The sequence below is a fragment of the Bradyrhizobium sp. CIAT3101 genome (assembly GCF_029714945.1).
Taxonomy (GTDB): domain Bacteria; phylum Pseudomonadota; class Alphaproteobacteria; order Rhizobiales; family Xanthobacteraceae; genus Bradyrhizobium.
In genome coordinates this window covers 5,547,443-5,571,628 of sequence record NZ_CP121634.1, presented here as the reverse complement: position 1 = coordinate 5,571,628, position 24,186 = coordinate 5,547,443, and the positions used below count along the sequence as shown (strand labels likewise).

Sequence of the window (24,186 nt, the reverse complement as noted above, 5' to 3'; positions counted from 1 at the left end):
GTTTCTAGCCCTGTTCGCCGAGCGTTTCGGCGTAAGTTTTGCCGTAGGGATAAAAATGTTCCTTGCGGCCCTGATCCCATTGCGCCTTGAAGCCGGGCGCCGTGATGTCCCAATCCGGGCGGCAGATCTTGCTGACGGCCCGGAGATCCCCGCGAAGCTCCTCGACGGTCGGGCGCCCGAAGAACCAGTAGCCGTTGTAGATCTTGTGAATGCGCAAGCCGGGCTCCAGCACGATGACATGCGGAATCATCGGATTGTGCACGGGGTCGGTATATTCGGCGATGTCGAGATCCTTCTGAACGATGCGCCGTGAGTCCGAGAGGAACGGCCAATGCGCGCCGACGCCGCTGCGATATTCGTTGGTCTGGGTGATGTTGTCGGTGGTGATCGTCACCAGCCGGCAATAGCCCACCTCCATCTCGCGATGAAGTTGCAGCAGCCCTTCGGCCTGGCGGCGGTCCTTCGGACAGAAGCCGCCGCGGCCGAGAACGACGATCATCGGATCGATGCCCTGCAGCTCTGAGAGCTTGCGGTGCTTGCCGGTGTGATCGCTCAGCTCGTAATCCGGAAAGGTCGCTCCCGGCACCATGTCAGTTCGCATAGGACTCTCCCATGTTCTAGAGATCGATCACGATGTCGCCTTGCGGGCGTGCGCAGCAGATCAGGACATTTCCGTCCGCCGGTGCGTCGAGCGGATCGGGCTGATAGCTGACGTCGCCGGCAACGAGCCCACTTTCGCAGTTGTGGCACACGCCGCTCCGGCACGACCAGCGCACGGGGACGTCGCAGGCTTCAGCCAGTTCGAGCAGGCTGGCGTAGGATGGTCCCCAGCAGACATTGAGGCCGCTGCGGGCAAAGGACACCATCGGTCCGGGGCCCGGTACGCCCGGCGGCAGATGCGCGGACTTGTTCGATGAAGCCGCGATGCCGGGCGTCAACGAGGGCCTGGCGCCGAATAATTCGGTGTGGATGCGATCCGGTGCCACGCCCGATGCGTGGAGGGCGGTCGTGAGGTCGCTCATGAACGCGGCCGGTCCGCAGAGATAGAAGTCGCCATCCTGGGGTACGTTGATGGTCTGGAGCAGCTGCTGGTCCAGATGTCCGGTGCTGTCGAAATCGACCTTTGGGCGATCGCCGGGATCGGGCGTGCTGTAGCAGACATGGCTGTGATGGTGAGGAAGCCTGCCCAGCAGTTCGCGCACCTCGGCGGCGAAGGCATGCTCGCGGCCGTTACGGCTGCCGTGCAGCCACCAGACCTCCCGTGTCGTTCCTTCCGCCGCGAGCGCGTGGAGCATCGCGAGAACCGGCGTCACGCCGATGCCGGCGCTCAGCAGGACAATTGGCCGCGTGCCCTGATGCAGCGTGAAGCTGCCGCGCGGCGCACCGAGCTGAACGATGTCGCCGGGTTCGAGCTCGTCGGCGACGTACGTGCTGGCGATGCCGTGTGCTTCGCGTTTGATGCTCAGACGATAGGACGCCGCATCGGCGTGGCGCGACAGCGAATAGCTGCGCGTCATCGCAGGCGTGGCGGAAGGTCCGAGCCGCACGATGACGAACTGGCCGGGCAGGGCAGCGACCCCCGGATGTCCGTCCGCCGGTTCGAGGATCAGCGACGTCACGTTGTCGGTTTCGGCGATCTTGCGCGCGACGCGATACGGTCGGAAGCCGCGCCAGGCGGGAGATGGGCTTGCCGCCGGACCAAGCCCGGCATTGCCTGTCGCCGGATTGTCCTTCTGCGCGAGCATGGCTGCGAAGGAACGACGCCAACCACGGCTCAGCGCCGGGATTTTGAGCGCGCGCTCCAGGCGCTCGCGCGGGTGAGGGGGCAAATAGAGTAGCGTGTTGATCTCGAACACGCTCATGCTCTCAGGGCCGCTGGCGACCCGCGTAATCTCATCGCCCGCCTCGACGTCACCTTCCTCGATCACACGAAAATAGAATCCGGGCCGGCCGTGCTTGACCAGCAGCGCGGCCATGTCCGGCTCCTCCATGCGAATGCCGAGCCGGTAGCAGGTGACGCGCGGCTGCGTCACCTCGAACACGGCCGAGCCGATCCTGTACCGATCGCCGATGCAGACCTCTGCGTCGGCGAGGCCTTCGACGGTGAAGTTCTCGCCGAATTGACCAGGAACGAAGTTCGATCGACCGAGATGCTCCTGCCAGTAGCGATAGGACGCATCCTGATAGACATACACGGCACGCTGCTCGCCGCCGTGACCCGCAATGTCGCCCTGGCCGTCGCCATCGATGTTGAGCCGCCGCACCCTGCGCGGGCCTTCGACAGGGGCTTTCCAGATGCCGGTATGGACCGTCCGGCTTTGCCAGGCGATGTCGCGCGGCAGGCCGACATTGACGGACAGCAAACGTGCCATGTCTGTTCTCCCTGCGACCCGCGCTCCGGCGGATTCCGGATCGCGACAACGCTAATCTGCATCCCGGCCGGCTGTTTGGCGCGTTAGGCGTTGTTAGACGTTGCGAGGCCGGCTTGCCGCGGGCTGCCCACGTTCCGATCTAGGGAAGGCCGAAACCGCAAAGCGGGAGATCGAGATGGATGACCAGGTCAAATTGGCGGCGCTGCAGCGCCACTGGGACGCGTCGGATGCGAACGATTTCGAGACCGAGCATGACATCTACCGCGACGACGCCGTGCTCGACTATCCGCAGTCCGGCGAGCGCATCCGCGGCCGACGGAACATCCAGCAGAGCCGCTTCGTGCAGCCGAACCAGAAGCGCTTCACGGTGCGGCGGATCATCGGTGGCGGCGATCTCTGGGTGAGCGAATTCGTCCTGACCTATGACGGGGTGCCGTCCTACGTCGTCAGCATCATGGAATTCCGTGACGGATTGGTGGTGCACGAAACGCAATATTTCGGGGGCCGGTTCGATCCGTCACCGACGCGTGCGCATCTCGTGGAGGTCGTTGGTTAGGAGCGACGCTCACGCCTGCACGCGTAACGGCGGCACGCACGGAACCCCGATGCGGCGGCTGGTCGCACGCGTCTCGTCTTGATTCCGGCTCATCCGGCTTTATGTCTGGGGAGAACAAGAATCCGGGCCCCTCTGGCGAGGACGCTGACAATGTCAGCAAAACCTCGCGATGTCGGATGACCTGTCCCGCGCGAATGCGATGGATCGGCCGATCGTCGGGCCTTCTTACGTTCCCTCCGACCAATCGTCCCCATCTGTAGCTCCGCGCGGCCATTTCGCAAGATTGAGGAGCGACGATGTCTGACGCCAATAATTCCAATCCGATCGAACTCGAGATCACCGAGCCGCGCAGCTTTAGCGAGCAGGCTGCGGTGGCGCTGGTGATCGCCGGCGCACTGGTTGCCGTGGCCGACCGGCGCGTGTCGCCGGTCGAGCGCGACGAGGTGATCCGCTTCATCAGGGAACGCGGATTGGCGCCGCATATCAGCGAGGAGCGCCTGTTTGCGATATTCGACGATCTCGCTGAACGGCTCGAAGAGCCTGATTTCGCCAATGTGGTGATCGACACCCTGCGGCCGGTCTCTGACCTGCCGCTGTCGTCCCATCTCATCGAGCTGTCGGAGCGCGTCGCGGCCGCGGACGAAGACGTGCATCCGCACGAGGTGCAGGCGATCAAGCTGTTGCGCCTGCTGACGCTGGTGCTGCCGCGCGCGAAGCCGGTCGGGGCGGCTGCGGTCGGCGCCGCCGCGAAGGCGTGAGCATGAGCGCGGCTTCGGACGAGCAAAAGACGAGGTCCGCTGGTGCCACCGGTCAACCGGCCGGTGGCGACCCGCGGCTTGACGCGCTCGTTCATCGGCTCCCGCCGCGCCTTGCCGGCACCGTCGACTATCTCCTGCAACCGTCCAGCCGCTGGGTCCGGATTCCCTCGGGCGCGCTGCTCGTCGTCGGTGGCGTGCTGTCCTTCCTGCCGGTTCTCGGCATCTGGATGCTGCCGCTCGGCCTCGCGTTGCTCGCCGAGGACGTACCGGCGCTGCGTGCGTCCCGCTCAAAGGTCTTCGATTGGATCGAGCGCCGCAAACCGCACTGGCTGGATCCGTCAGTTTCGAAAAATGATCAGTCATGATTGAATTCATCACCGCCGAAGCGCTGACCGCGCTGCTCCAGGTCGTCCTGATCGACCTCGTGCTCGCCGGCGACAATGCCGTCGTCATCGGTCTCGCCGCTGCAGGCCTCCCGGCCGATCAGCGCCGCCGTGCCATCGTCGTCGGCATCGTGGCCGCGACGGGCTTGCGCATCGTCTTCGCCGGCGTCGCAACCCAGTTGCTGCAAGTGATCGGCCTGCTGCTCGCCGGCGGTGTGCTGTTGCTGTGGGTGTGCTGGAAGATGTGGCGCGAGCTGCGTGAGCAGGCCGCGCATGCGAACCACCTTGCCTTCAGCCATGGTGGTGGAGCGACCAGCGCGGCTGCGCCGCGCAAGACGTTCAAGCAGGCTGCCTTGCAGATCGTCGCCGCCGACGTCTCGATGTCGCTCGACAACGTGCTCGCGGTCGCCGGTGCGGCGCGCGAGCACCCTTACATCCTGGTCTTCGGCCTGGTCCTGTCAGTCGCGCTGATGGGCGTCGCGGCCGACCTGCTCGGCCGCGTGCTCCAGAAGCAGCGCTGGATCGCCTATGTCGGCCTGGCCATCATCGTCTACGTCGCCTTCGAGATGATCTATCGCGGCTCGCTCGAGCTCGCGCCCGTCATCGCGAGCCTCTAAGTCCTGCCTTCCTGCCTACGTTTTCCTGGAGTGATCGATGTCGTCTGAACCCCAAGCACCTTTGGCCGCGCGTGCGCCGCAGCCGCCGATCGGCCTGTTTCCGCGGCTGATCTTCGGCTCGCGCTGGCTGCAATTGCCGCTCTATGTCGGCCTCATCGTCGCGCAGGCCGTTTACGTGCTGCTGTTCCTGAAGGAGCTCTGGCACCTGGTCGCACACTCCTTCGACGCCAGCGAGCAGCAGATCATGCTGGTCGTGCTCGGCCTGATCGACGTCGTCATGATCTCGAACCTGCTCGTCATGGTGATCGTCGGCGGCTACGAGACCTTCGTCTCCCGCCTGAACCTGCGCGGCCATCCCGACGAGCCGGAATGGCTGAGCCATGTCAACGCCAGCGTGCTCAAGATCAAGCTCGCGATGGCGATCGTCGGCATCTCCTCGATCTCGCTGCTCAGGACCTTCATCGAGGCCGGCAATCTCGGCACCACGCGCAGCAATTTCACCGAGACCGGCGTGATGTGGCAGGTGCTGATCCACCTGACCTTCATCATCTCGGCGATCGGCATCGCCTGGGTCGATCGCCTCAGCGAAAACGGACATCGCAAGGAGAACGGTCACGCCTGAGCGCGAGCCGCTCGCTCAGGCGCCGACGGCAAAATGAAGCGGTCGCCGTCCGCGCGCCAGCGTCTCGGACGGTGCTTCGCCGAAGGCCTGCTTGTAGCCCCTCGAGAAGTCGCCGAGGTGCCAGAAGCCGTTGCCGAGCGCCGCGGCCTTCACGGTCAATCCGTCGCCGCCGGTCATGAGCTGGATGCGAACGGCCCACAGGCGCTTGAGACGCAGATAGTGGTGCAGGCTGATGCCGTGCACTGCTTGCGTCGCGACCTGGAGCGTGCGCGCGGACACGCCGAGCGCAGTGGCGAGGTCGTCGCTGTAGAGCGGCTTGCTGCCGGACAGCTCGACGACCTCGTCGAGCTGCGCGATCAGCTTGCGGTGCCGGTCGAACGAACCGGGACGCGCGGTGCGCGCCTCGGCCGGCACCAGGACAGCGTCGAGGCCCGCGAGCAGCGTTTCCTGGATCGGGCGGTTGAGCGCCTCGAATTGACGCGGCGCATCGCATGCCGAAGCCAGCGAGAACATCTCCAGGAAAATGGCGCGCAGGCGTGCCATCGGATCGTCCTGCGTGCGGACATAGGCGAGGCCGGTGTTGAAATCCGCCCAGCCGCGATGCCGCATGTCCGAGTTGAAGCGCAGCATGACATAGGTGTTGGGTTGCTGCTCCATCGACTCCACCGGCGCCTTGCCGCGCATCACGGCGATGGTCGAACTGTCGACCTCGCCGCCATTGGTGATGGCGTGAAAGGAAAGGGGCACAACGAGGCCGATGCCGGTGTCCGTCCCGATCTCGGCTTCGTAGCGCCGCGCAAAGGCGCGCTGAAGCACGAACAGCCCGTTCTGGAGCGGCAGGATCGCGCGCGACAGCGAGAACTCGCGCGGCCGAAGCGGCGTGCTGGTGCCGAGGCCGAGCACCTCGTTGGCGCGAAATTCGCTGAAATCCGAGAAGCGCTCGATTTTCAGGACTCGCGAAGGCTTCAGCCGATTGACCGGCATGTCGATGTCCCAGGGGAAACAGCTGTCGGGGTGGAACCGAAACAATTACCAGACGGCCAACTGCTGTTCATATCCCGGAAACTACTGCCATTTCAGCGGCGATTCCTATTGCGCGTGATCGCAGGGGACGCATGCAGCTCACGCGATGTGCGGATAGGCCGCATTCTCCCGCCGCTCGCGCTCGCCCAGTTCGCGGACGATCTCCTGCAGGAACGACTCCGTGAAAGCGGGCAGGGTGCGCTCGGCGCGGACATAGATGCCGAGATCCGACCATACCGGGCTGCCCGCATTGTCGAGCGGCAGGAACACGAGCTGTGCGTCGCGCGACAGCCGGCCGATGCCGAGCTGGGTCTGGAAGGCGACACCGACGCCGCGCGCGGCGAGCTCGCGCATCAGGTCGATCGAGTTGGCTTGAATCGCCGGCTCCGGCGTCTCGGAGAGCTGCGCGATCAAGGGCTGCAGCAAATGGTAGATCGACAGCTCCGGCAGCGCGTGAATGACGGGGAAGGCGAGGCATTGCTCCAGCGTCACCGTCTTGCGGCGCGCCAGCGGATGCTCGCGCGCAACGAGCGCGCCGAGGCGAAACCGCTTCAGCGCGACCTGCCGCAGGTCGGGCGGATGCCTGAGCGCGATGGCGATGCCGATATCGGCCTCGCCCCGGCGCAGGGCTTCGAGCACATCGGACGATCCCATGACTTCCGTGGTGAAGCTGACGCGCCGGGCACGGGTCCGGTGCGAGGTGATCAGATCCGGCAGTACCGACTCGGTGAGGGACTCGATGCAGGCGATGCTGACGCTGCCGTGCCAGGCGCCGGACAGGGACGCCACGTCCGAGCGGAAGCGATCGAGGTCCTGAAGCACGTTCATGACGTGGCGCGCGAGCATCTCGCCGACCGTCGTCAGGGTCAGGCCGCGCGCATTCCGCTCGAACAAAGGTGATCCAACCTCTTGTTCAAGCTTGAGAATTTGGCGACTGACCGCTGAGGAGGCGACGTTCAGGAGGCGTGCCGCGGCGCGGATCGAGCCGGTGCGGCGGACGGCATGGAAGTACTGGATGGACGGTGAGTGAAAGCGCATGGGCAGACTATAGCTGTTGCCGAAACGGCAGCAACATGTACGAAATTCTCTGCCTTTTGAGAGCGCCGGTTTCACCCTAGTGTCGCGTGCTGACGGGCCTGCCGGGCCCGCGCAGCGACGCGCCCGCAACGATGCGGCTGGGGATTTTGGGGTGAACGAGATGATCGCTGGCGAGCTGGAGCACGGGCGTGACACCCGTCTCGTCGACCGCCGCCGCGCCGCCGCCTATGTCGGAGTGACCGCCGGCCGCTTCGAGCAGCTGGTGCGCGACAATATCGTGCCGCCGCCGGTCATGGTCGACAACAAGCGGCGCTGGCCGATCGCGTTGCTCGATGACGCCAGGGAAGCGGTCGGCAGCAGCATGCCGTCGCAGCCGGCGGTGCGCGCCGATGTCGAGGTGCACCACTTCGATCGCGACAATGTGCCGTCTTCGCGTGAGCTGCCCGATCAAGCCTGGTTCGAGCAGCGCGCGAGCTTCGTGCAGCGCGTCCGCCGTTCGCTGCTCTCGGGCAACGAGATCCGCCTGCTGCGCGAGTTCAAGCTGCTCAGGCAGAACCAGATCAGCATGTACGGTTATTACGGCAGCTTCGAAGCGCTGATGGTGCGCGGCTATATCGTCGAGACCGACCGCAAGCCGCCATCGAGCCGTCCGCTGGTGAGCTATCGCCTGACGGCACAGGGCGAGCAGGTGATCGCGGCGCTGAAGGACGAATAGCAGCTCGCAATGATCGCGCCGCTCAGACGCGCTCGATGGTCAAATCGAGCCCGAGGCGTGCGAGCATGCGCTGAAAATCCGCAAGATCATAACCCTCGCACTCTGAAACCAGGGTCCGGAAGGTGCCGGAGCCGGGAGTCGCGTACGAGCCGACCGCCGCGACGACGTCGTCGGCCGGATCGAGAAACCGCAGGCGCGGCCCGGCCTGCTCGAAATATCGCAATAGCCAGGGCAGATGCGTGGACGATAACGTCGCCACATCCGTGTCCGGATGGAGCGTGCCGAGCTTGGCGCGCACGGCGGCCAGCGTTGTTTCGGGGTCGGTCAGAAACTTGCCGTTCTCGACAAGCTCGACTAGATCCGACGCGCTGACGAGGTCGACGTTGCCTTGGCCGGCGGATTCGCGCCCGACATAGCCGCGGATTTCAGAGCTCGAGATCAATGACGCGACACCCAGCACGGCGATCCGTTTCGCGACGGAAGTCTCGAGCGCGCGCCGGACGGGTGGAAACACGCCGATGATCGGCGTCGGGCTCCAGTCCTTGAGATCGTCGAGGACCATGACCGAAGGCGCATTGGAAGCGATCACGATTGCTGCCGGGCCAAAACTCTCCAGGCGTTCGATCGTCCGTCGCATCACGGCGAGCAGCTCGGTCCGGCCCTTGCCGCCATAGGGGAAGCTGGCGCGATCGGCGAAGTAGAGCACATCCTGACCGGGAAACCGGTCCGCGATCTTGCGCGCGATGGCGTAGCTGCCGATCCCGGCATCGAAGACCGCGATGGGCCGGTTCAGGGTGACATTGTTCACGATGCAGCACGCCGAGCTGATGGAGGACGCGACGTCTCTGCATCAGCCACACGCCGATGTAAACCCACACCAGGTTGCGGATTATTTCACTTCAAAATTTCACAAACCGTCGGATGCTCATCGGGCATCGGTGCGGCATCCTGCGTCGAGACAGCCTGCCACCAAGCGTCCAGCGCGTCGCGATCGCAACCGAGCTTGACGCTCATGCCGCCGGCGAACTTGATCCAGTCGGCGAAGTGATCCTTGCCGACCGCGATCACCACGGGGATGTCGGCATCGAGCGCGCGCTCGATCAGATAGGACAGGCCCTTGCCATCGCGCTCGCGCTTGCCGAAGCGGTTGATGATGACGAGGTCGGCGCCGTGCGAGAGCGCATCCGCGATCCGCGCCCCCGCATTCTGCAGCCGTGCCAAATCGAGGCGGCAGCCTTGGGCGGCCGGGTCGAAATCCTGCGCCAGCAGCAGCCTTTCGCCGCTGTGGAGCAGGATGGCCGAGAGGCTGGAATCGGCGCATTGGCCGGCCTGCACCATGCCGACGACGCGATGGCCGCGCGTCATCAGATCGGCGGCGAAGCTGCGCAAGACGGCGTCGGGGTCCTGATCGGGCGTGTAGACGAGGGCGGCGAGGTCGCATTGCGCATCGAACATGGTCCGCCTCCGTTTCCATCACAAATGAGGAAGGGGCCGCGGAGGTTCCGCCGCGGCCCCCGGTTTTTGGATCAGGCCGCGGGCGGGCCGTTGATGATCTGGAGCTGGGTGAATTCGGCGAGGCCTTCCTCGGCGAACTCGGTACCGATGCCCGACTGCTTGGCGCCGCCGAACGGGATGTGCGGGGCCATGTCGAGATGCTTGTTGATCCAGACCGTGCCGGACTCGAGCTGCGTTGCCACCTCGTGGGCGCGCTTGATGTCGGACGACCAGACCGAGGCGCCGAGGCCGTAGGTCGTCGCGTTGGCGCGGCGGATCACGTCATCCTTGTCGGAATATTTGATCAGCGGCAGCACCGGTCCGAACTGCTCCTCGTCGACCAGCTTCGAGCCTTCCTTGATGTCGCGCACGATGGTCGGCTCGATGAAATAGCCGGGACGGTCCATCGCGGCGCCGCCGGCGACCACCTTGCCGTTCTTGTGCGCGTCCTCGAGGAACGTCTTCACCTTCTCGTACTGCATCTTGTTCTGCAGCGGCCCGAGCTTGGTGCCCTGCTTGGAACCGTCGTCGACGACCGTGCTCTTGGCGATCGCGACCAGCTCGTCGCAGAGCTCGTCATAGACGGACTCATGCACATAGAGCCGCTTGATGGCGAGGCAGACCTGGCCGGAGTTCTGGAACGCGCCTTCGAAGATGCCGGGTGCGACCTTCTTCGGGTCGACGTCGTCGAGCACGATGCCGGCGTCGTTGCCGCCAAGCTCGAGCGTGATGCGCTTGAGCGTCTGCGCAGCACTCGCCATCACCTTCTGGCCGGTGGCCGTCGAGCCGGTGAAGGAGATCTTGCGGATGTCGGGATGCTTGGTCATCTCGCCGCCGAGATCGTTGGCGTCGGTAATGAAGTTGAGCACGCCCTTCGGCACGACGTCCTTGATCAGCTCGGCGAAGCGCAGGGAGGAGAGCGGCGTGGTCGGCGCGGGCTTCACGATCAGGGTGTTGCCGGCGATGAGCGCGGAGGGCAGCTTGAAGGCGAGGATCAGGAGGGGATAGTTCCAGGGGATGATGGCGCCGACGACGCCGAGCGGGCGGCGATAGGCTTCCACCTTGCGGTCGCCGGAATTCTCGATGACCTTCATCGGCAGATCGAGCGAGCCGAGATAGCGGAAGAAGGCGGCCATGCCGAGCACTTCGCCGGTGGCATCCGCGAGCGGCTTGCCCTGTTCGGCGGTGAGCAGGCGCGCGAGCTCGCCGGAGTTGGCCTCGATCACGTCGGCCATCTTCATCACGACCTTGCGGCGGTCCTCCATCGAGGTCGCGGACCAGGCCGGGAAGGCAGCCTTCGCGGCGGCAACGGCCGTATCAAGCTGCGACTTCGAGGCGCGAGGGCATTGTGCCACCACCTCTTCGGTCGCGGGATTGAGAACCGGCATCGTCATGTCGCCGGGCACCATTTTGCCGTCGATGAGAAGATTGAAGTCACTCATAGGCTTTTCGCTCCCTTGCAGAACGGGCCGTTCGGGCCTCGCTATATCGAACTATATATCACGATCCGGCCGAACGGGCCATGGCGGCCGGTTCGATCAAATCCAGAAAAGCAGGCTGGACGCGGGTGGACATATCGATATATCGTGACGGATATAGCGAACTGCGTTCCGGGACTGGCGATGGAAATCAAGGTGAGGCAGCTCACGACCTGCGAGGTGGCGGCCGACGGCGGTGCGATCTCGCTGGGCTTCGAGGACGTGACGGGGAGTACCGCAGCCGTCAGCGTCTCGCTCAACCAGGTCGGTGCCCTCATCATGACGTTGCCCGGGCTGCTCGAGGCGGCCCTGAAAGCCCGCTACGGCGACCAGAGCCTGCGCTATGCCTATCCGCTGGCATCCTGGGCGATCGAACAGTCGACCGACACGACCCAGCGCATCATCACGCTTCAGACCGAGGACGGCTTCAAGGTCCGCTTCTCGATCCCCAAGGACGAGCAGAGCCTGCTCGGCGAAGCGCTGACGCAGCCGATGCCGGACATGTCGGTGCGGCCGAACTAGGGCTCGCTGACCTGGAAGAGCGGTTGTTCGGCGAGCCTGCTCGTCAGTGCGCGCAGCCGGGGCATGAGAACATCGGTATCGATGCCGCGTGCACGCGCGAGCCGTTCCGCGACAACGGCGGTCACATCGGCCTGGGTGAGACGCTCGAGCAACAAATACGGCTGCTTCGGCTCTATCATGGCTTCGACCGCGTTGAGCGCATTGGCAGCCTGGGCCATGCAGTCGTCGATCCACGGCTGATGCACCTTGTCCGGCGGACGGTGGTTGCCCTCATAGGCCGCGTGAAGGCACTTTTCGCACGCGCCCATCATCATGGCCGCGACCTTCAAGACGGCGCGGCGATCGGTGCCGTGGCGCGGCGTGAGCGGCTGGTCGCCACCGTAGGCTTCATCGAGATGATCAATGATCGCGTCGCTATCGATCAACGTCTCGCCGCTGTCGAGAACGAGCGCCGGAATGCGGCCGAGCGGATTACTTGCCCTGACCTCTGCGCGGTCGCCGAAGCCGGACAGTGCGTGCTGCTCAAACGGAACGCCGTAAATATTGAGCGTGATCGCAACGCGTCGCGTAAACGGTGAACGATTGACCCCGATCAGCAGCATTGCGCGATCCCGACCCTTGGTTCACGACTTGCGGGACCGGGCGATGTCGCTCTTCAGCGCTTCCAGATCCTTGTGCACCGCGCGGGCGGCGTCGCGCTCGATCTTGCGGTAGCGCGCAACGAGCTTTTCGCCGAACGGAGTCAGCATTGCGCCGCCGCCGTTCTTGCCGCCGGCCTGCGGCTCGACCGCGGGATGTCCACAGATCCGGTTGATCTCGTCGACGAGATCCCAGGCGCGCTTGTAGGACATGTCCATGGCGCGGCCGGCCCCGGAGATCGAGCCTTGCTCGCGGATCTGCTCCAGAAGCTCGATCTTGCCGGGCCCGATCCGGTCCTCGCCGTCGAGGTCGATGCGAAGGCTCAGCTGGGGAAGGGATTTGGCGCTCGCGCGCGACATGACCGGCTCTCTTGAATGACTCTAAACAGAGAGTGCCACTCTTGCCCACGGTGGACAAGGTGAAGGCGCCGGATTTCCCAGAAGATAGACCTTTGTCGAGGGCACGGGCGCGAACCCGTGCCCTCGTAGACGGCTGCGCCTTACTCCGCGGGGCTTCCGACCACCGCACCCTGACTGACGTCCTCGCGGGCGAGGATCACCAGGAGGCCCACGATGATGAGTTCGACAACCGCGAAGGCGATGAAGGCGCCGGTGAACGAGCCCCCGGAGGCGTTGATGATGGCACCCATCATCCAGGGCGCCACGAAAGCCGAGAAGATGCCGAACACCTCGGCGTATCCGATCGCGGCCGGCGCCAGCGCGTCGGAGTATTTTTCGCTGAGCAGGGCGAAGATCGCGCCACCGCCGAGCAGCGCGATGCCGCTGAGCGCTGCAAACACCACCAGCATCGGAAACGACATCGGAGTGACCACGCTCCACAGGAACATCAGCGCCGTCAGGAAAGCGAGACATGCGGTGAGCTTGATCATGAAAGGCTTGCCGAGCCGATCGGACATGTAGCCGCCAATCACCAGGAACAGCACCTGCGACAGCCCCATGACGGTGCCGATGATTGCGCCGGCCTCCGGGGGCATATGCTGCACGGTGATGAAGGCCGGCACCACCCAGGTGGCGGTACCGGCGATCGCGAAGGTGCAGGCCACGATGCCGAAGCCGCCGACCGCGATCCATTTCGAGCGGAATATCTCGCCGAGCGGCAGGTGCTGCTGCGGTGTTTCGTTGCCCCAGGTGAAACCGTCGAGGCCGAGCTCGCGCGGATTGTTGCGGACGACGACTGCATCGATGGCTGCGACCAGCAGCGTGCCGATGGCCAGCACGGCGAAGAAGGTCCGCCAACCGGTCGCGATCGTCAGGGGGATGCCGAGCGCGAAATCCATGGTGATGGCGAGGCTGTAGGCAGCGAGGATGATGCCGACCACCGAGCCGCGCCGTCTTTGCGGAAACCAGCCGAAGATCAGCTTCATATTGCCGATGAAGATGCCGGCGTCAAAGAAGCCGATCACGAGCCGGAGTATCACGAGCTGCGTGTAACTCTGCACGAACACCTGAAGCACCATGCCGATTCCGGTGCCCGCAAGCCCGATCAGCAGCATGTTGCGCGCCGTCATCGACCGGCTGACCGGCGACCACACCACCATGCCGATGCCGTAAGTCAGCGCAAAGATGCCTTGCGCAAGTCCGGCCTCGGCGGGATTGAGCTTGAGGCTCTCGGAGACGAAGGGCAGTACCGCCGCGAAGGCATACCAGTCCGCGGCTAGAAATATCTCGCAGAGGATGGCGAGCGCCAGCATGCCTTTTTGCCACCGGGCTATCCGACGGCGGTCGCTCTCGGAGATGGTCGTCCAAGTCGTTGTCAGCGTGGTCATCATCGGTTCTCGCGGTTTGCGTGTCGGTGGAATCGGCGCAGCGTCAGGCAGGCGGCGGCAGGAAATTCACCTCGTGCTCGGCGGCACGTCGCACCACCTCCTGCGGATCGGGGAGATTGTGGATGCGTTCGAACAGCTCCTTGAGCGACCGCGTCGGTGCGACCCAGAACAGGCTGGTGGCGGTTTCGCCCGATTTGTTGAAGATGCCGTGGGGGACGCCCTTGGGCATGCGCACGAGGTCGCCGGCTTTGGCCACAAAGTCCTTGCCGTCGAGCCAGAGGTCGTAGCGGCCGCTCAGCACATAGACGAACTCATCCTGGGTCGGATGGATGTGCGGCGGCACGAAGGTGCCGTCCGGAAAAACGGCATGCCAGGCCATCGACGCTTCGGAATGCTGCTTCAGCGTGTAGGTCTGGCCCAGAATGTTCCAGACGACGTTGCCAAAACCGTCCTTGGCGGGGGTTACGCCCGGAGGCATCTCGATCATGGTGCTGTCCTTTGGTGTGTGCGGGATCATTCGGCGAGGAAGTCGGTGACGCGGTGTGCGGAGGACGGCGTTTCCTCGAACACGAGATGTCCGGTCGCGGGCACCAGCACCACGCGTGCGTCGGGGAGTCCTGCTTTCCAGGCCTCTGCCTGGGCGGTCGGACGCAGACGATCGGCGGATCCCCACAGCACGAGCGTCGGCATCGCGATCCGATGCAGCCAGTGCGCGAGCTTGGGATTGCCCTGCGGTTCGCTGCGGATCAGCTTGGCAAAGCCAGTGACCTCGCGTCCGAGCCGGGCGTCGAAAGCCGGGTCGGGCGCCTTGGGGAAATAACGGAGTGCCGCGGCCGGATCGTGCGCGAGATAGGCGGGCAATTCTTGCGGCGCGATCTCGAACAATCCCGGTGCAGGCGCGCTTCCGACCACAAGACCGGCGGGTGCAACCAGCACCAGCTTGCGGATCCGATGCGGCTGACGGATCGCGAACTCCGCGGCAAGCCATCCGCCGAGCGAGAACCCGGCGAGGTCGAATTGATTAAGGCCGAGCCTGTCGAACAGATCCATGTAGTGAAGGACGTGATCCTCGACGGTGTCGATCGTCTCGGCGTCACCGGAGTCGCCGAAGCCCGCGTGATAGGGGATGATGACGGTGTGCCGCTTTGCCCAGACGCGCGCCATCTCGAAGCCGGTGAAGGTGCCGGTGCCGTGCAGGAACACGAGTGCCGGGCCGCTTCCGATGCTGTGGACGACGGTGCGCACGCCGTTGATCGTATAGTCCGCGCGCGAGAAGCCGGCGAGATCGGGCGAAGGTCTGGGGGTATCAAGCATGGTTGTCTCCGGTTGACGTCGGAAGGGCCGGGCGTTGGTGGGTCATGCGGCAGCCGCCTGACGACCGCTGAGAAGCGAGGCGAATTGTTCGACGGCGTTGGCGATCCGCGCGGCCGTCATTGGTGCGAGCGGCTCGCCTGGCGCGATCTCGCCGCTGCTGGCGTAGATCGCCGTCGAAACGGTGCAGGCTTCGAAGAAGCCGAACAGCGGGCGGAGCTGGTGCTCGACCACCAGCGAGTGGCGCAGGCCGCCGCCGACGGCGGTCAGCAGCACCGGGCGGTTGCGCAGCGCGCTGGGTTCGATCAGGTCGAAGACGTGCTTGAACAATCCGGGATAGGATCCCTGGAACACCGGGCACCCGATCACGAGGCCGTCGGCCTGCTCGATGGCCTCGACGACGGCGCGCGCGCTGTCATCGAGTGCGGTCCGGGTGAAGCCGGCGATGCCGCAGCCGGCATCGACGAGATCGAGGACCGTGGTGTTCAGTCCATGTTGCGCCTGAAGGTCGGCGGCGACGGCTTCGACCAGAATGCGCGACTTCGCCGGGCGCCAACTGTTGCCGCAGAAGCCAACGATGCGGGATGTCCTCACCTCGACGCCCTCGTCTGATCGCCTGCTCAGCCCGTCACCCCGAACACTGTCCATTGCGCGCCAGGGCCGGGGAGGCCGAGCAGCGCGCGGCCGCACTCTTCGACGATCTGGTCGGCCATCAGGATGTGCTGCGTGCCCGAATGAATGTCGCGATAGAACCGCTGCATCGGCGTGTTGTGCAGCGAGGCACCGCGGGCGGCGCGATGTGCGAAGGTCGCGACATCGGACAGAACGTCGTGGACGTGGCGCAGCGACAGCTTGATCATCGTCATCTGGTCCAGCGAGGGAGATTCACCGCCGGCGCAAGTCTCCGAGACGTCCTTCCAGGTTTCGTGGACCAGCGCACGCGCGGCGCGGAAGCGAGCTTCGGCCTGCGCGAACTGAAACTTGAAGCTCGCGCTGTCACACGACTTGCCGAATGGATCCTGGCGCTGGACGATCACCTTGACGAGCTCGTCGAGCATGCGGCGGCCAACGCCGACGGCCCACGCGGAATGTGCCCAGGCGCTGTAGCCCGCCAGTCCCAGCGCACCCTGCACGCCACCCCGGCGCGGCGCGCCAATGTCGAAATCGTAGGTCATGTGCGTGGGTACGAACAGCTCGTCGCCCTCGCTCAAGGTGTAGTCGAAGCTTCCGGTCGCGCGCAGGCCGAGCACGTCCCAATTGCCCATCAGCTTGATGGTCGCGCGCGGATGGTGTGTGACCACGATCTTGGGCTGGCCGTTGGGGCCGAAGATCATGTCCTTGCCGGAGGCGTCGGTGACGAAGCAGCCGGAATGCACCCACTCGGCGTGCTGAATGCCGCTGCCATACGCCCAGTTGCCGCGGATCATGTAGCCGCCGTCGACCGGCCGGGCGAAGCCGCGCGGCACGCCGTTGCCGGCAATCGTGATGTCGGGCCCGCCCGCGAAGACCTTCTTGATGCCTTCGTCCTCGATGTAGATGGCGAGCGTCGTGCCTTCCATGTTGTTGCCGATGACGCACCAGCCGGCCGAGGCATGTGCGTAGGCAAGCCGCTCGATCACGGTCATGGCGTCGTAAGGCAGAAGCTCGGCGCCGCCGACCTCTCGGGGGAATAGCATGGTGTAGATGCCGGCCTTGCGCAGCGCGGCCACGACGTCGTCAGTCAGATAGCCCTGTGCGTCGGCCTCCGCGGCTCTGGATTCGACCAGCGGCAGCAGCGCGTCGAGGCGCGCATGGAACTCAGCCACCGTCGGGGTCGCGGAAGGTTTGACTGCGAGTTGCACGGAAGGGCTCATGATCGGTGTCTCCAGGTCGGTCTGTCAGTCGGTCTGTTGGTGCTTCGCGCAGGGCTGCCGTGCGCGAAGATCTGGGTCGGACGGGACAGTCGCAGGCAACACTTCGCCTGCACGCGCCAATGTCAGTTGGCGCGCGACGATCGGCTCGCGTTGCTGTCGAGATGTCCCCACCGGAACCGCGTGTCGTGACGCGATCCCGATGGCCAGGATGCTAGAGACGAGGCGGCCAAGCCAGCAATCCCCCATCATGGGGGGATGGGCCATTGTGCTCTGCCGCAAAGCTGGGCCGGGAGAGCAGCGCGTTGCCGCTTCTTTTCGCTTGACCAAAGATCAGGCAAGGCAGAAATTTTAAGCCTATAATAATCGGCAATGACATGCGTGTGTCCGGGGCACGTCGCGTTCGCGAGGAGTGGCGGTGAGAGCCGAGCAGGAGCATTTGGATGGTCTGCCCGAGCGCCAGCTCGCAGATCGGCTGATGTCCATCGCCGAGAGCTGCTCGGTGCGTGCGCTTGGCGTCGCCTGCTGCTCGGCGATCACGGAAATGACGGGGTCGCCGACCGTCGGCCTCTATTTGCTCGACGGGCTCGAGCCGGAACTGGTCTACAGCCAGCACGTCGCGGAAGGTCTGCTCGACAATTACAGGGCCGGCTTCTGGAAGCATGACCCCGTGCTTGACTGCATCATGACCCGAGGCCGCGCGGTCGACGGCGAAACGGTGATCGGTCCACAGCAATGGCGGCACAGTCCGTCGTTCGAGATGCTGCACGAGTGGGGATTCGCATACAACATGGGCGGGCCATTGTGGTGCGGGCAGAAGATCGTCGGCGTGCTGTTTACCGCGACGACCGACACGGACGCGCCTTACACGATGCGGTCACGGCAGCGCATGGAGATGCTGTGCCGGGCCGGCTCGCTGGCTTTGACCAACATGACCAACGCGGGCGCGATCGACGCCCATCGTGCCGCGACCCGGGTTCGTGAGCCGGCCGCGACGCTCTCGCTCCCGCCAAGGTCTGCGGACGTCGCCATCCGGGTCTGCCGCGGCCAGACCAACAAGGAAATCGCCCGCGAGATGGGAATTTCCGACCAGACGGTGAAGGAGCACGTCGCCAATTTGTGCCGACGTTTCGGCGTGCACAATCGCACCGAGCTCGCGGCCTGCCTGCTGAGCCCGGGCGTGCGGCAATAACCTGTCGCGCCGGGTCAGACGTGGTTGACGATCAGCTTGAGCGAGCCAGCGAAAGTCGGCTGCTGCCGATAGGATCCGTGCCGCGCATCCCAGCGGCCGGCGGCGAGATCGCTGCTGAGCCGCTGTTCGAAACGCCGGACGACATCATCGGCGATAAAGCTCCAGGCCGAGCAGGCGAGCCGTGCGGCCGGATCCAGCAGCATCTCGGGCCGGCCGTAATAGGCCTCATTGAAACCATCGGTGCAGTCGAGCGGGATCGGCACGGGCACGACGTCCGTCGTGCCGCCGAGAGCCGTTGCGATGTCCTTGATCCCCGGATAGCGCACGGCCTCGACCGCGATGACCTCCGGGCAATAGGCGTTGAGCCAGAAGCGATCGAGTTCGTCCGGATCGCAGGTCATGATCGCGATCGGACCGCGCGTCACCCGTCGCATCTCGCGCAGGCCCGCGTTGAGGTTCTTCCACTGATGCACCGAGAAGGTCGACATCGCCGCAGCGAACGTCGCGTCCTCGAAGGGAAGCTTTTCCGCGACCGCATCGATCGCAGCGGGCAGATGCGCCGGCCGCTGCGCCCGCATCGATTGCGACGGCTCGACCGGGGTGACGGTGCGGCCGACCGGCTCGTAGGAGCCCGCGCCCGCGCCGACATTGAGGATCGTGCCGGCCTCGCCGAGCGCGGCATCGATCATCTCCGCGATGCGCGGATCGGGTTTGCGAAAATTCGCGTAGCCCTGGCCGATCGTGCCGTAATTGGCGTCGCCTGCGCTGCCGTCCCGGTGGCGTGGCGCGTTGTCTTGTAGTGCGTTGTCCTGCATGAGGTCTCCTACAACGTCTTGTGCGACACGTTCTTGACGACGGTGTAGCACTGCAGGCCCTCGGTGCCACCCTCGCGGCCGTAGCCGCTGTCCTTGACGCCGCCGAACGGGGTCTCCGCGACCGAGGCGACGAAATGGTTGATGGAGAGGTTGCCGACCTCAACGCTTTCGGCGAGGCGTTCGGCATTGCCGGCCGACTTCGTGAAGGCGTAGGCGGCAAGACCATAGGGAAGGGCGTTGGCCTTTTCGATCGCCTCGTCCAGCGTCTTCACCGGATTGACCAGTGCAAGCGGCCCGAACGGCTCCTCGTTCATGGCGCGGGCATCGTCGGGCAGGTCGGCGATCACCGTGAGCGGGAAGAAATAGCCGCGATTGCCGATGCGCTGCCCGCCGGCGAGCACGCGCGCGCCCTTGTCCCTGGCATCGCTGACCAGCGTCTCCATCGCGTCGATGCGGCGCGCATTGGCGAGCGGCCCGAGCTGCGTCGAAGGATCGAGGCCGTTGCCGACCTTGAGCTGGCTGGCGCGCTCTGCAAAGGATTGCGCGAACTGCTCGTAGATCTTTTCCTGCACGAAGAAGCGCGTCGGCGAGACGCAGACCTGGCCGGCGTTGCGCGACTTGCCGATCACGGACGCAGCCGCAGTCGCGGCCGGGTCGACGTCGTCGCAGACGATCACCGGTGCGTGGCCGCCGAGCTCCATGATCGCGGGCTTCATGTGCCGGCCGGCCATCTCGGCGAGATGCTTGCCGACGGGGATCGAGCCGGTGAAAGTGACGAGGCGGATACGCGACTGCGGGATGAGGTAGTCGGAGATTTCCGCGGGATTGCCGAACACCAGGTTGAGCACACCGGGGGGCAGGCCCGCATCATGGAAGGCGCGCACCAGCTGGAATGCGCCGGCCGGGGTTTCCTCCGAGGCCTTCAGGATGATCGAGCAGCCGGCGGAGAGGGCGCCGGCGACCTTTCGGGCCGGCGAGCTCATCGGGAAATTCCACGGCGAGAACGCAGCGACCGGGCCGATCGGCTGGCGCAGCACGGTGTGGCGCATGCCGGGCTCACTGGGGATGATGCGGCCGTAGAGCCGCAGGCCTTCGGTCGCATCCCACTCGATGATGTCGCAGCCACGCAGGATTTCGAGCCTTGCCTGCTCGATCGGCTTGCCCTGTTCGAGCGTCATCGCGGCGGCCATCACATCGACGCGCTCGCGGATGAGGGCGGCGGCCTTCAGGATGATCTGCGCGCGTTTCGCCGGCGCGGTGTTGCGCCAGATCTTGAAGCCTTTCTCGGCGGCGGCGAGCGCGTCGTCGAGGTCGGCTCTGGTCGCGGTCGGGACGGTGCCGAGCACGCTTTCATCGGCGGGATTGATGATCGGCTGGCCGCTTGCGCGCTTCCATTGTCCATCGATGTAGAGTTCGATCAGGGGATATTCCGCCATTGTTCTTTACCTTGCTTGTGCGGTTCTGCTTGCAGCGTCCTTGTGCGCGAGCTGGTTCAACCAACTCGTGAAGATGCGATCGGCCTGTTGTGCGACGATCGTTGAATATTCTGCCGTCCTTGCCCGAAGCTCCGGCACCGAAATCCTCGCGGAGGCGAGCTCGACGGCATGGCCGACGTACCATTCCTCGAGCTGCCGTGGATCGGCTTCGAGGTGAAACTGCAGTGCGAGCGCATTGTTTCCGAACTCGAACGCCTGGTTCTCGTAGTTTTCGTTCGAGGCGAGTCTCGCTGCATGATCGGGAAGATCGAAGGTGTCGCCGTGCCAGTGCAGAACCGGTGTGCCCTCCGCCAGCGGCGTCAGGCAGGAGGCGCGGCCGGTGTCCGATAATGTCAGCGATCCCCAGCCGATCTCCTTCACATGACCGGCATGGACGCGGGCCCCGAGCGCCTTCGCCATCAGCTGTGCGCCGAGGCAAATGCCGAGCGTCGGCAGGCCTTGGGCAAGGCGGCGCTCCAGCAGGTCAATTTCCCTTGTGAGAAACGGATAGCTGTCGGTCTCGTAGACGCCGATCGGGCCGCCGAGCACGATCAGGAGGTCCGCATCCCCGATCGAGGGGTGGCTGAGATCGTCGACCGGCGCTTCGCAGAACGAGACGTTCCAGCCCTCGCGTTCCATGATCGGTGCAAGCAGGCCGAGATCCTCGAAGGCCACATGACGGAGCGCGACGGCAGATCGGCGGCGTTGGAACATCCACAAAACCTTGTTGTGCTGGGTCTTTCGACGGCATCCGCTATATTCGAATTGATATAACGTATGTCAGGGCTCGTCCAGACGGTTCCGGGCCGGATCCGCCGCAGACATGCCCTGCATGCGGCATCAGCGTGCGGAGTGCATCTCCAGGAAGGCTTTTACGCCGGAGACCTCGCCCGTATCGGACAGGGTGTAACCGGGCAGGGCAGCGACCGCCGCCTGGAAATCGTGACTGCGGATGATGTCGAGGATGCGTCGCATCGGCTCCGTCTCCAGGAAGGCGCGTTTGCAGACGAAGAAATAGTCTTCGGTGAGAACCCGGATGAAATCGAGACCGAACTGGCGGGCGGCGGCCTCGACGCCGAAGGTCACATCGGCCATGCCGCTGGCGACGTAGGCTGCGACCGCCGCATGGGTGAACTCGATCTGCTGCGCGCCGTTGATCCTGCCCTGGTCGATCCCTTGCACGGCGAGCAGGCGGTCGAATAGGAGACGTGTGCCGGAATCGTGATCGCGGTTGACGAAGCGCACCTTCGGTCCGGTCAAATCGCGCAGCGAGGCGATCCGTAGCGGATTGCCGCGCGCGACCATCAGCCCCATCTCGCGCGTGACGAAATTGATGACGCGGTCCTCGCGCGGATCGAGCCATTCGCGGGCCGCGTTGATGCCCTGGGCGCGCAGCTCGCCGCGCGGCAGATGCAGGCCGGAGAGATCGCAAGCGCCCTGCGCCAGCGAGACCAGCGAATGCTGGTTGCTGACATAGCGCAGGTCGACGCCGATGCCGGGCTCCCGGTCGAGGAACTCGCGCAGCTTTGCAACTGCAAAGCCGTGGCTCGCATGGACGCGGATCACGGAGGGCCGCTGCTCGAGGAATGGCTTGATCTCGCTCGCCAGCTCCTGCGCCAGGTTTTCAAGCTGCGGCCCGAGCCGCGCTTGCATGCGCTCGCCGGCCCACACCAGCCGCTCGCCGAATGGCGTGAGCTTCGAGCCCTTGCCGCGCTGGGTTTCGACGAGAGGCGTTCCGAAGAACTCCGACCATTGCTCGATCAGATTCCAGACGTGCCGGTAGGACAGCTGTGCGTCGCTGGCTGCGCTCGTGATCTTCCCGGTCTTCCGGATCTCGTTGAGCACGCCCAGCATGACGACGGCGGTGCGTGGGCTGCCCTCGTGGCGAAACCGCCAGACGGCCTCGATCTCGATCTGAAGCATCGCTTTCCTTATGAAATAGACTTCATATATTGGGTGTCCAATTGCACTTCATATCATATTTACTCCAGCCAATGGGCGCCTAATCTGGTATACCAGAACAGGAGGAAATATGATGTCTGTTGCATATGACTTTGCGCACTCGCCGGCCACCGAGTTCATGGCCCGGCCGCAGCATCTGCTCATCGACGGCCGCCGCGTGCCCGCGAGCTCCGGCCGCACCTTCAAATCCCTCAATCCCGCCACCGGGCAGGTCATCGCCACCATCGCCGAGGGCGGCGAGGCCGATGTCGAGATCGCGGTGGCGGCTGCGCGCCGGGCGTTCGAAGGCCCGTGGCGCACCATGCGTGCCTCCGAGCGTGGCCAGATCCTGATGCGCTGGGCCGACCTGCTCAAGCGCAACGCCGACGAGATCATCGAGCTCGAATCGATCGATGCCGGCAAGCCGATCTCGGCGACGATGCGCCAGGATTTCCCGGCCGCCGTCGACACGCTGACCTACTACGCTGGCTGGGCCGACAAGATCAGCGGCGATGTCGTGCCGGTGCGCGACGATGCCCTGACCTACACCATGCGCGAGCCGGTCGGCGTGGTCGCGGCGATCGTTCCCTGGAATTTCCCGCTGATGATCGGCATGTGGAAGTTGGCACCGGCGCTGGCCTGCGGCTGCACCATCGTGATGAAGCCGGCCGAGCTGACCTCGCTGTCGGCGCTGCGTATCGCGGAGCTCGCGCTCGAAGCGGGTTTGCCGGCGGGCGTCTTCAACGTCGTCACCGGTCCCGGTCGCGTCGTCGGTGACGCGCTGGTCAATCACGCGGATGTCGACAAGGTCACCTTCACCGGCTCGCCCGGCGTGGGCCGCGGAATCATGAAGGGCGCGGCCAGCAACTTCAAGCGCGTCTCGCTCGAGCTCGGCGGCAAGTCGGCCAACGTGATTTTCGACGATGCCGATCTCGAAGCGGCGTCGAAGGCTGCGGCCTCCGGCATCTTCTTCAATGCCGGCCAGGTCTGCTCGGCCGGCTCCCGCGTGCTGGTGCAGGAGAAGGCGTATGACGAAGTCGTCGAACGCCTCGCCGCGCGTGCGAAGTCGATCAAAATGGGCGACCCGCTCGACCGCAAGACGGCGCTCGGGCCGGTCATCTCCGAGAAGCAGATGAAGTCGATCCTCGACTATGTCGATATCGGCCAGAGGGAAGGCGCGAGGCTCGTCACCGGCGGTGAGAAGGTCGGCGAGCGCGGCTATTTCATCAGCCCCGCGGTGTTCGCCGATGTCGCGCACGAGATGCGGATCTCGCAAGAGGAAATCTTCGGCCCCGTCGTCAGCGTCATCAAGTTCAAGGACGAGGCTGATGCTTTACGGATCGCTAACGGCACGGCCTACAGCCTCGCCGCGGGCGTCTGGAGCCGCGATGTCGGCAAGCTGCAGCGTTTTGCCAAGCGGGCACGCGCCGGCACGGTCTGGATGAATACCTATGGCTACACCGACGTGCGCTTGCCCTGGGGCGGCGAGCGCGACTCCGGCCTCGGCCGCGAGCACGGCACCGCAGCGCTCGACAATTTCACCGAGCCCAAGGCCGTCTGGATGAATTTGGCCGTCTGATACCTCCCGAGCGGCCAATC

General features: G+C 65.0%; 27 protein-coding genes. 9 read left to right on the top strand and 18 right to left on the bottom strand.

All coding sequences use genetic code 11. The features are described 5' to 3' along the window. Positions 1 to 4 precede the first annotated feature (4 nt). Entirely contained in the window at positions 5 to 601 is a 597-nt protein-coding gene (locus tag QA645_RS26510) for a redoxin domain-containing protein (RefSeq protein ID WP_283044476.1), read from the bottom strand. Between the two features lie 16 nt (positions 602 to 617). Further along, complete coding sequence (locus QA645_RS26505) at positions 618 to 2,372, bottom strand: MOSC and FAD-binding oxidoreductase domain-containing protein (protein WP_283044475.1); 1,755 nt, start codon at positions 2,370 to 2,372, stop codon at positions 618 to 620. 175 nt (positions 2,373 to 2,547) lie between these two features. Between QA645_RS26505 and QA645_RS26500 the strand changes: the two genes are divergently transcribed. From QA645_RS26500 to QA645_RS26480, 5 genes are all read left to right on the top strand, one after another. After that, positions 2,548 to 2,928, top strand: coding sequence for a nuclear transport factor 2 family protein (locus tag QA645_RS26500; RefSeq protein ID WP_283044474.1), 381 nt, complete (start codon positions 2,548 to 2,550; stop codon positions 2,926 to 2,928). A gap of 296 nt (positions 2,929 to 3,224) precedes the next feature. After that, a complete protein-coding gene (locus tag QA645_RS26495) occupies positions 3,225 to 3,686 on the top strand; it encodes a tellurite resistance TerB family protein (protein ID WP_283044473.1) in 462 nt (153 codons plus the stop codon). Between the two features lie 2 nt (positions 3,687 to 3,688). Next, positions 3,689 to 4,051, top strand: coding sequence for a hypothetical protein (locus QA645_RS26490; protein WP_283044472.1), 363 nt, complete (start codon positions 3,689 to 3,691; stop codon positions 4,049 to 4,051). Then, complete coding sequence (locus tag QA645_RS26485) at positions 4,048 to 4,686, top strand: TerC family protein (RefSeq protein ID WP_283044471.1); 639 nt, start codon at positions 4,048 to 4,050, stop codon at positions 4,684 to 4,686. The genes QA645_RS26490 and QA645_RS26485 overlap by 4 nt, the downstream gene beginning before the upstream one ends. A gap of 37 nt (positions 4,687 to 4,723) precedes the next feature. Next, positions 4,724 to 5,308, top strand: a complete 585-nt coding sequence (locus tag QA645_RS26480; protein ID WP_254193130.1) for a TIGR00645 family protein — start codon at positions 4,724 to 4,726, stop codon at positions 5,306 to 5,308. A gap of 15 nt (positions 5,309 to 5,323) precedes the next feature. On the opposite strand, the gene QA645_RS26475 is transcribed toward QA645_RS26480, so the two are convergent. Both QA645_RS26475 and QA645_RS26470 read right to left on the bottom strand, forming a co-directional pair. Next, a complete protein-coding gene (locus tag QA645_RS26475) occupies positions 5,324 to 6,292 on the bottom strand; it encodes a helix-turn-helix domain-containing protein (RefSeq protein ID WP_283044470.1) in 969 nt (322 codons plus the stop codon). A 138-nt stretch (positions 6,293 to 6,430) separates the two neighbouring features. Continuing rightward, positions 6,431 to 7,369: a LysR family transcriptional regulator gene (locus QA645_RS26470; protein ID WP_283044469.1), complete on the bottom strand. Its 939-nt coding sequence runs from the start codon at positions 7,367 to 7,369 to the stop codon at positions 6,431 to 6,433. A gap of 160 nt (positions 7,370 to 7,529) precedes the next feature. Between QA645_RS26470 and QA645_RS26465 the strand changes: the two genes are divergently transcribed. Continuing rightward, on the top strand, positions 7,530 to 8,084 hold the full coding sequence (locus tag QA645_RS26465) for a hypothetical protein (RefSeq protein WP_283053342.1): 555 nt from the start codon (positions 7,530 to 7,532) through the stop codon (positions 8,082 to 8,084). Between the two features lie 22 nt (positions 8,085 to 8,106). Here the strand turns inward: QA645_RS26465 and QA645_RS26460 are convergent, their stop codons facing one another. The 3 genes from QA645_RS26460 to QA645_RS26450 form a co-directional block, all read right to left on the bottom strand. Further along, positions 8,107 to 8,892 (bottom strand): aspartate/glutamate racemase family protein, encoded by a 786-nt coding sequence (locus tag QA645_RS26460; protein ID WP_283044468.1) that lies wholly within the window; start codon positions 8,890 to 8,892, stop codon positions 8,107 to 8,109. 86 nt (positions 8,893 to 8,978) lie between these two features. Further along, positions 8,979 to 9,539 carry a DUF2478 domain-containing protein gene (locus QA645_RS26455; RefSeq protein WP_283044467.1) on the bottom strand — a complete coding sequence of 187 codons (561 nt, stop codon included), beginning with the start codon at positions 9,537 to 9,539 and terminating at the stop codon, positions 8,979 to 8,981. Between the two features lie 71 nt (positions 9,540 to 9,610). Next, positions 9,611 to 11,020, bottom strand: a complete 1,410-nt coding sequence (locus QA645_RS26450; RefSeq protein WP_254130672.1) for an aldehyde dehydrogenase family protein — start codon at positions 11,018 to 11,020, stop codon at positions 9,611 to 9,613. Positions 11,021 to 11,200: 180 nt separating this feature from the next. On the opposite strand from QA645_RS26450, the gene QA645_RS26445 reads away from it, so the two are divergent. Continuing rightward, the gene (locus QA645_RS26445) at positions 11,201 to 11,578 is read left to right on the top strand and encodes a hypothetical protein (RefSeq protein WP_254130673.1); all 378 of its coding nucleotides are present in this window, start codon (positions 11,201 to 11,203) and stop codon (positions 11,576 to 11,578) included. Here the strand turns inward: QA645_RS26445 and QA645_RS26440 are convergent. The 7 genes from QA645_RS26440 to QA645_RS26410 all read right to left on the bottom strand — a co-directional run bounded on the left by QA645_RS26440 (position 11,575) and on the right by QA645_RS26410 (position 17,167). Next, complete coding sequence (locus QA645_RS26440; RefSeq protein WP_283044466.1) at positions 11,575 to 12,180, bottom strand: glutathione S-transferase family protein; 606 nt, start codon at positions 12,178 to 12,180, stop codon at positions 11,575 to 11,577. The two genes, QA645_RS26445 and QA645_RS26440, sit on opposite strands and share 4 nt — an antisense overlap. Before the next feature lie 21 nt (positions 12,181 to 12,201). Further along, entirely contained in the window at positions 12,202 to 12,576 is a 375-nt protein-coding gene (locus QA645_RS26435; protein WP_148771320.1) for a winged helix-turn-helix domain-containing protein, read from the bottom strand. A gap of 140 nt (positions 12,577 to 12,716) precedes the next feature. Next, entirely contained in the window at positions 12,717 to 14,003 is a 1,287-nt protein-coding gene (locus QA645_RS26430) for an MFS transporter (protein ID WP_283044465.1), read from the bottom strand. A 43-nt stretch (positions 14,004 to 14,046) separates the two neighbouring features. Continuing rightward, positions 14,047 to 14,490: a cupin domain-containing protein gene (locus QA645_RS26425; RefSeq protein WP_283044464.1), complete on the bottom strand. Its 444-nt coding sequence runs from the start codon at positions 14,488 to 14,490 to the stop codon at positions 14,047 to 14,049. 26 nt (positions 14,491 to 14,516) lie between these two features. Beyond that, complete coding sequence (locus QA645_RS26420) at positions 14,517 to 15,317, bottom strand: alpha/beta hydrolase (protein ID WP_283044463.1); 801 nt, start codon at positions 15,315 to 15,317, stop codon at positions 14,517 to 14,519. A 42-nt stretch (positions 15,318 to 15,359) separates the two neighbouring features. Further along, positions 15,360 to 15,908, bottom strand: coding sequence for an NAD(P)H-dependent oxidoreductase (locus QA645_RS26415; RefSeq protein WP_283044462.1), 549 nt, complete (start codon positions 15,906 to 15,908; stop codon positions 15,360 to 15,362). A 26-nt stretch (positions 15,909 to 15,934) separates the two neighbouring features. After that, a complete protein-coding gene (locus QA645_RS26410) occupies positions 15,935 to 17,167 on the bottom strand; it encodes an acyl-CoA dehydrogenase family protein (protein WP_283044461.1) in 1,233 nt (410 codons plus the stop codon). 415 nt (positions 17,168 to 17,582) lie between these two features. Between QA645_RS26410 and QA645_RS26405 the strand changes: the two genes are divergently transcribed. After that, positions 17,583 to 18,356, top strand: coding sequence for a LuxR C-terminal-related transcriptional regulator (locus tag QA645_RS26405; protein WP_283044460.1), 774 nt, complete (start codon positions 17,583 to 17,585; stop codon positions 18,354 to 18,356). A 14-nt stretch (positions 18,357 to 18,370) separates the two neighbouring features. Here the strand turns inward: QA645_RS26405 and QA645_RS26400 are convergent, their stop codons facing one another. The 4 genes from QA645_RS26400 to QA645_RS26385 form a co-directional block, all read right to left on the bottom strand. Beyond that, positions 18,371 to 19,171: a class I SAM-dependent methyltransferase gene (locus tag QA645_RS26400; RefSeq protein WP_283044459.1), complete on the bottom strand. Its 801-nt coding sequence runs from the start codon at positions 19,169 to 19,171 to the stop codon at positions 18,371 to 18,373. Between the two features lie 8 nt (positions 19,172 to 19,179). Further along, complete coding sequence (locus tag QA645_RS26395) at positions 19,180 to 20,607, bottom strand: NAD-dependent succinate-semialdehyde dehydrogenase (protein ID WP_283044458.1); 1,428 nt, start codon at positions 20,605 to 20,607, stop codon at positions 19,180 to 19,182. Between the two features lie 6 nt (positions 20,608 to 20,613). Continuing rightward, positions 20,614 to 21,360, bottom strand: a complete 747-nt coding sequence (locus QA645_RS26390; protein ID WP_283044457.1) for a glutamine amidotransferase — start codon at positions 21,358 to 21,360, stop codon at positions 20,614 to 20,616. Positions 21,361 to 21,486: 126 nt separating this feature from the next. Next, positions 21,487 to 22,569 (bottom strand): substrate-binding domain-containing protein, encoded by a 1,083-nt coding sequence (locus QA645_RS26385; RefSeq protein WP_283044456.1) that lies wholly within the window; start codon positions 22,567 to 22,569, stop codon positions 21,487 to 21,489. 112 nt (positions 22,570 to 22,681) lie between these two features. Between QA645_RS26385 and QA645_RS26380 the strand changes: the two genes are divergently transcribed. Continuing rightward, the gene (locus tag QA645_RS26380) at positions 22,682 to 24,166 is read left to right on the top strand and encodes an aldehyde dehydrogenase family protein (RefSeq protein ID WP_283053341.1); all 1,485 of its coding nucleotides are present in this window, start codon (positions 22,682 to 22,684) and stop codon (positions 24,164 to 24,166) included. Positions 24,167 to 24,186 lie beyond the last annotated feature (20 nt).

Coding starts and splice junctions, on each gene's coding strand:
- QA645_RS26390 (WP_283044457.1), bottom strand. CDS start 21,360: ATGTTCCAACGCCGCCGATCTGCCGTCGCGCTCCGTCATGTGGCCTTC.
- QA645_RS26485 (WP_283044471.1), top strand. CDS start 4,048: ATGATTGAATTCATCACCGCCGAAGCGCTGACCGCGCTGCTCCAGGTC.
- QA645_RS26420 (WP_283044463.1), bottom strand. CDS start 15,317: ATGCTTGATACCCCCAGACCTTCGCCCGATCTCGCCGGCTTCTCGCGC.
- QA645_RS26425 (WP_283044464.1), bottom strand. CDS start 14,490: ATGATCGAGATGCCTCCGGGCGTAACCCCCGCCAAGGACGGTTTTGGC.
- QA645_RS26435 (WP_148771320.1), bottom strand. CDS start 12,576: ATGTCGCGCGCGAGCGCCAAATCCCTTCCCCAGCTGAGCCTTCGCATC.
- QA645_RS26490 (WP_283044472.1), top strand. CDS start 3,689: ATGAGCGCGGCTTCGGACGAGCAAAAGACGAGGTCCGCTGGTGCCACC.
- QA645_RS26475 (WP_283044470.1), bottom strand. CDS start 6,292: ATGCCGGTCAATCGGCTGAAGCCTTCGCGAGTCCTGAAAATCGAGCGC.
- QA645_RS26470 (WP_283044469.1), bottom strand. CDS start 7,369: ATGCGCTTTCACTCACCGTCCATCCAGTACTTCCATGCCGTCCGCCGC.
- QA645_RS26495 (WP_283044473.1), top strand. CDS start 3,225: ATGTCTGACGCCAATAATTCCAATCCGATCGAACTCGAGATCACCGAG.
- QA645_RS26480 (WP_254193130.1), top strand. CDS start 4,724: ATGTCGTCTGAACCCCAAGCACCTTTGGCCGCGCGTGCGCCGCAGCCG.
- QA645_RS26450 (WP_254130672.1), bottom strand. CDS start 11,020: ATGAGTGACTTCAATCTTCTCATCGACGGCAAAATGGTGCCCGGCGAC.
- QA645_RS26445 (WP_254130673.1), top strand. CDS start 11,201: ATGGAAATCAAGGTGAGGCAGCTCACGACCTGCGAGGTGGCGGCCGAC.
- QA645_RS26380 (WP_283053341.1), top strand. CDS start 22,682: ATGTCTGTTGCATATGACTTTGCGCACTCGCCGGCCACCGAGTTCATG.
- QA645_RS26455 (WP_283044467.1), bottom strand. CDS start 9,539: ATGTTCGATGCGCAATGCGACCTCGCCGCCCTCGTCTACACGCCCGAT.
- QA645_RS26430 (WP_283044465.1), bottom strand. CDS start 14,003: ATGACCACGCTGACAACGACTTGGACGACCATCTCCGAGAGCGACCGC.
- QA645_RS26505 (WP_283044475.1), bottom strand. CDS start 2,372: ATGGCACGTTTGCTGTCCGTCAATGTCGGCCTGCCGCGCGACATCGCC.
- QA645_RS26400 (WP_283044459.1), bottom strand. CDS start 19,171: ATGCAGGACAACGCACTACAAGACAACGCGCCACGCCACCGGGACGGC.
- QA645_RS26410 (WP_283044461.1), bottom strand. CDS start 17,167: ATGAGCCCTTCCGTGCAACTCGCAGTCAAACCTTCCGCGACCCCGACG.
- QA645_RS26465 (WP_283053342.1), top strand. CDS start 7,530: ATGATCGCTGGCGAGCTGGAGCACGGGCGTGACACCCGTCTCGTCGAC.
- QA645_RS26440 (WP_283044466.1), bottom strand. CDS start 12,180: ATGCTGCTGATCGGGGTCAATCGTTCACCGTTTACGCGACGCGTTGCG.
- QA645_RS26385 (WP_283044456.1), bottom strand. CDS start 22,569: ATGCTTCAGATCGAGATCGAGGCCGTCTGGCGGTTTCGCCACGAGGGC.
- QA645_RS26500 (WP_283044474.1), top strand. CDS start 2,548: ATGGATGACCAGGTCAAATTGGCGGCGCTGCAGCGCCACTGGGACGCG.
- QA645_RS26510 (WP_283044476.1), bottom strand. CDS start 601: ATGCGAACTGACATGGTGCCGGGAGCGACCTTTCCGGATTACGAGCTG.
- QA645_RS26395 (WP_283044458.1), bottom strand. CDS start 20,607: ATGGCGGAATATCCCCTGATCGAACTCTACATCGATGGACAATGGAAG.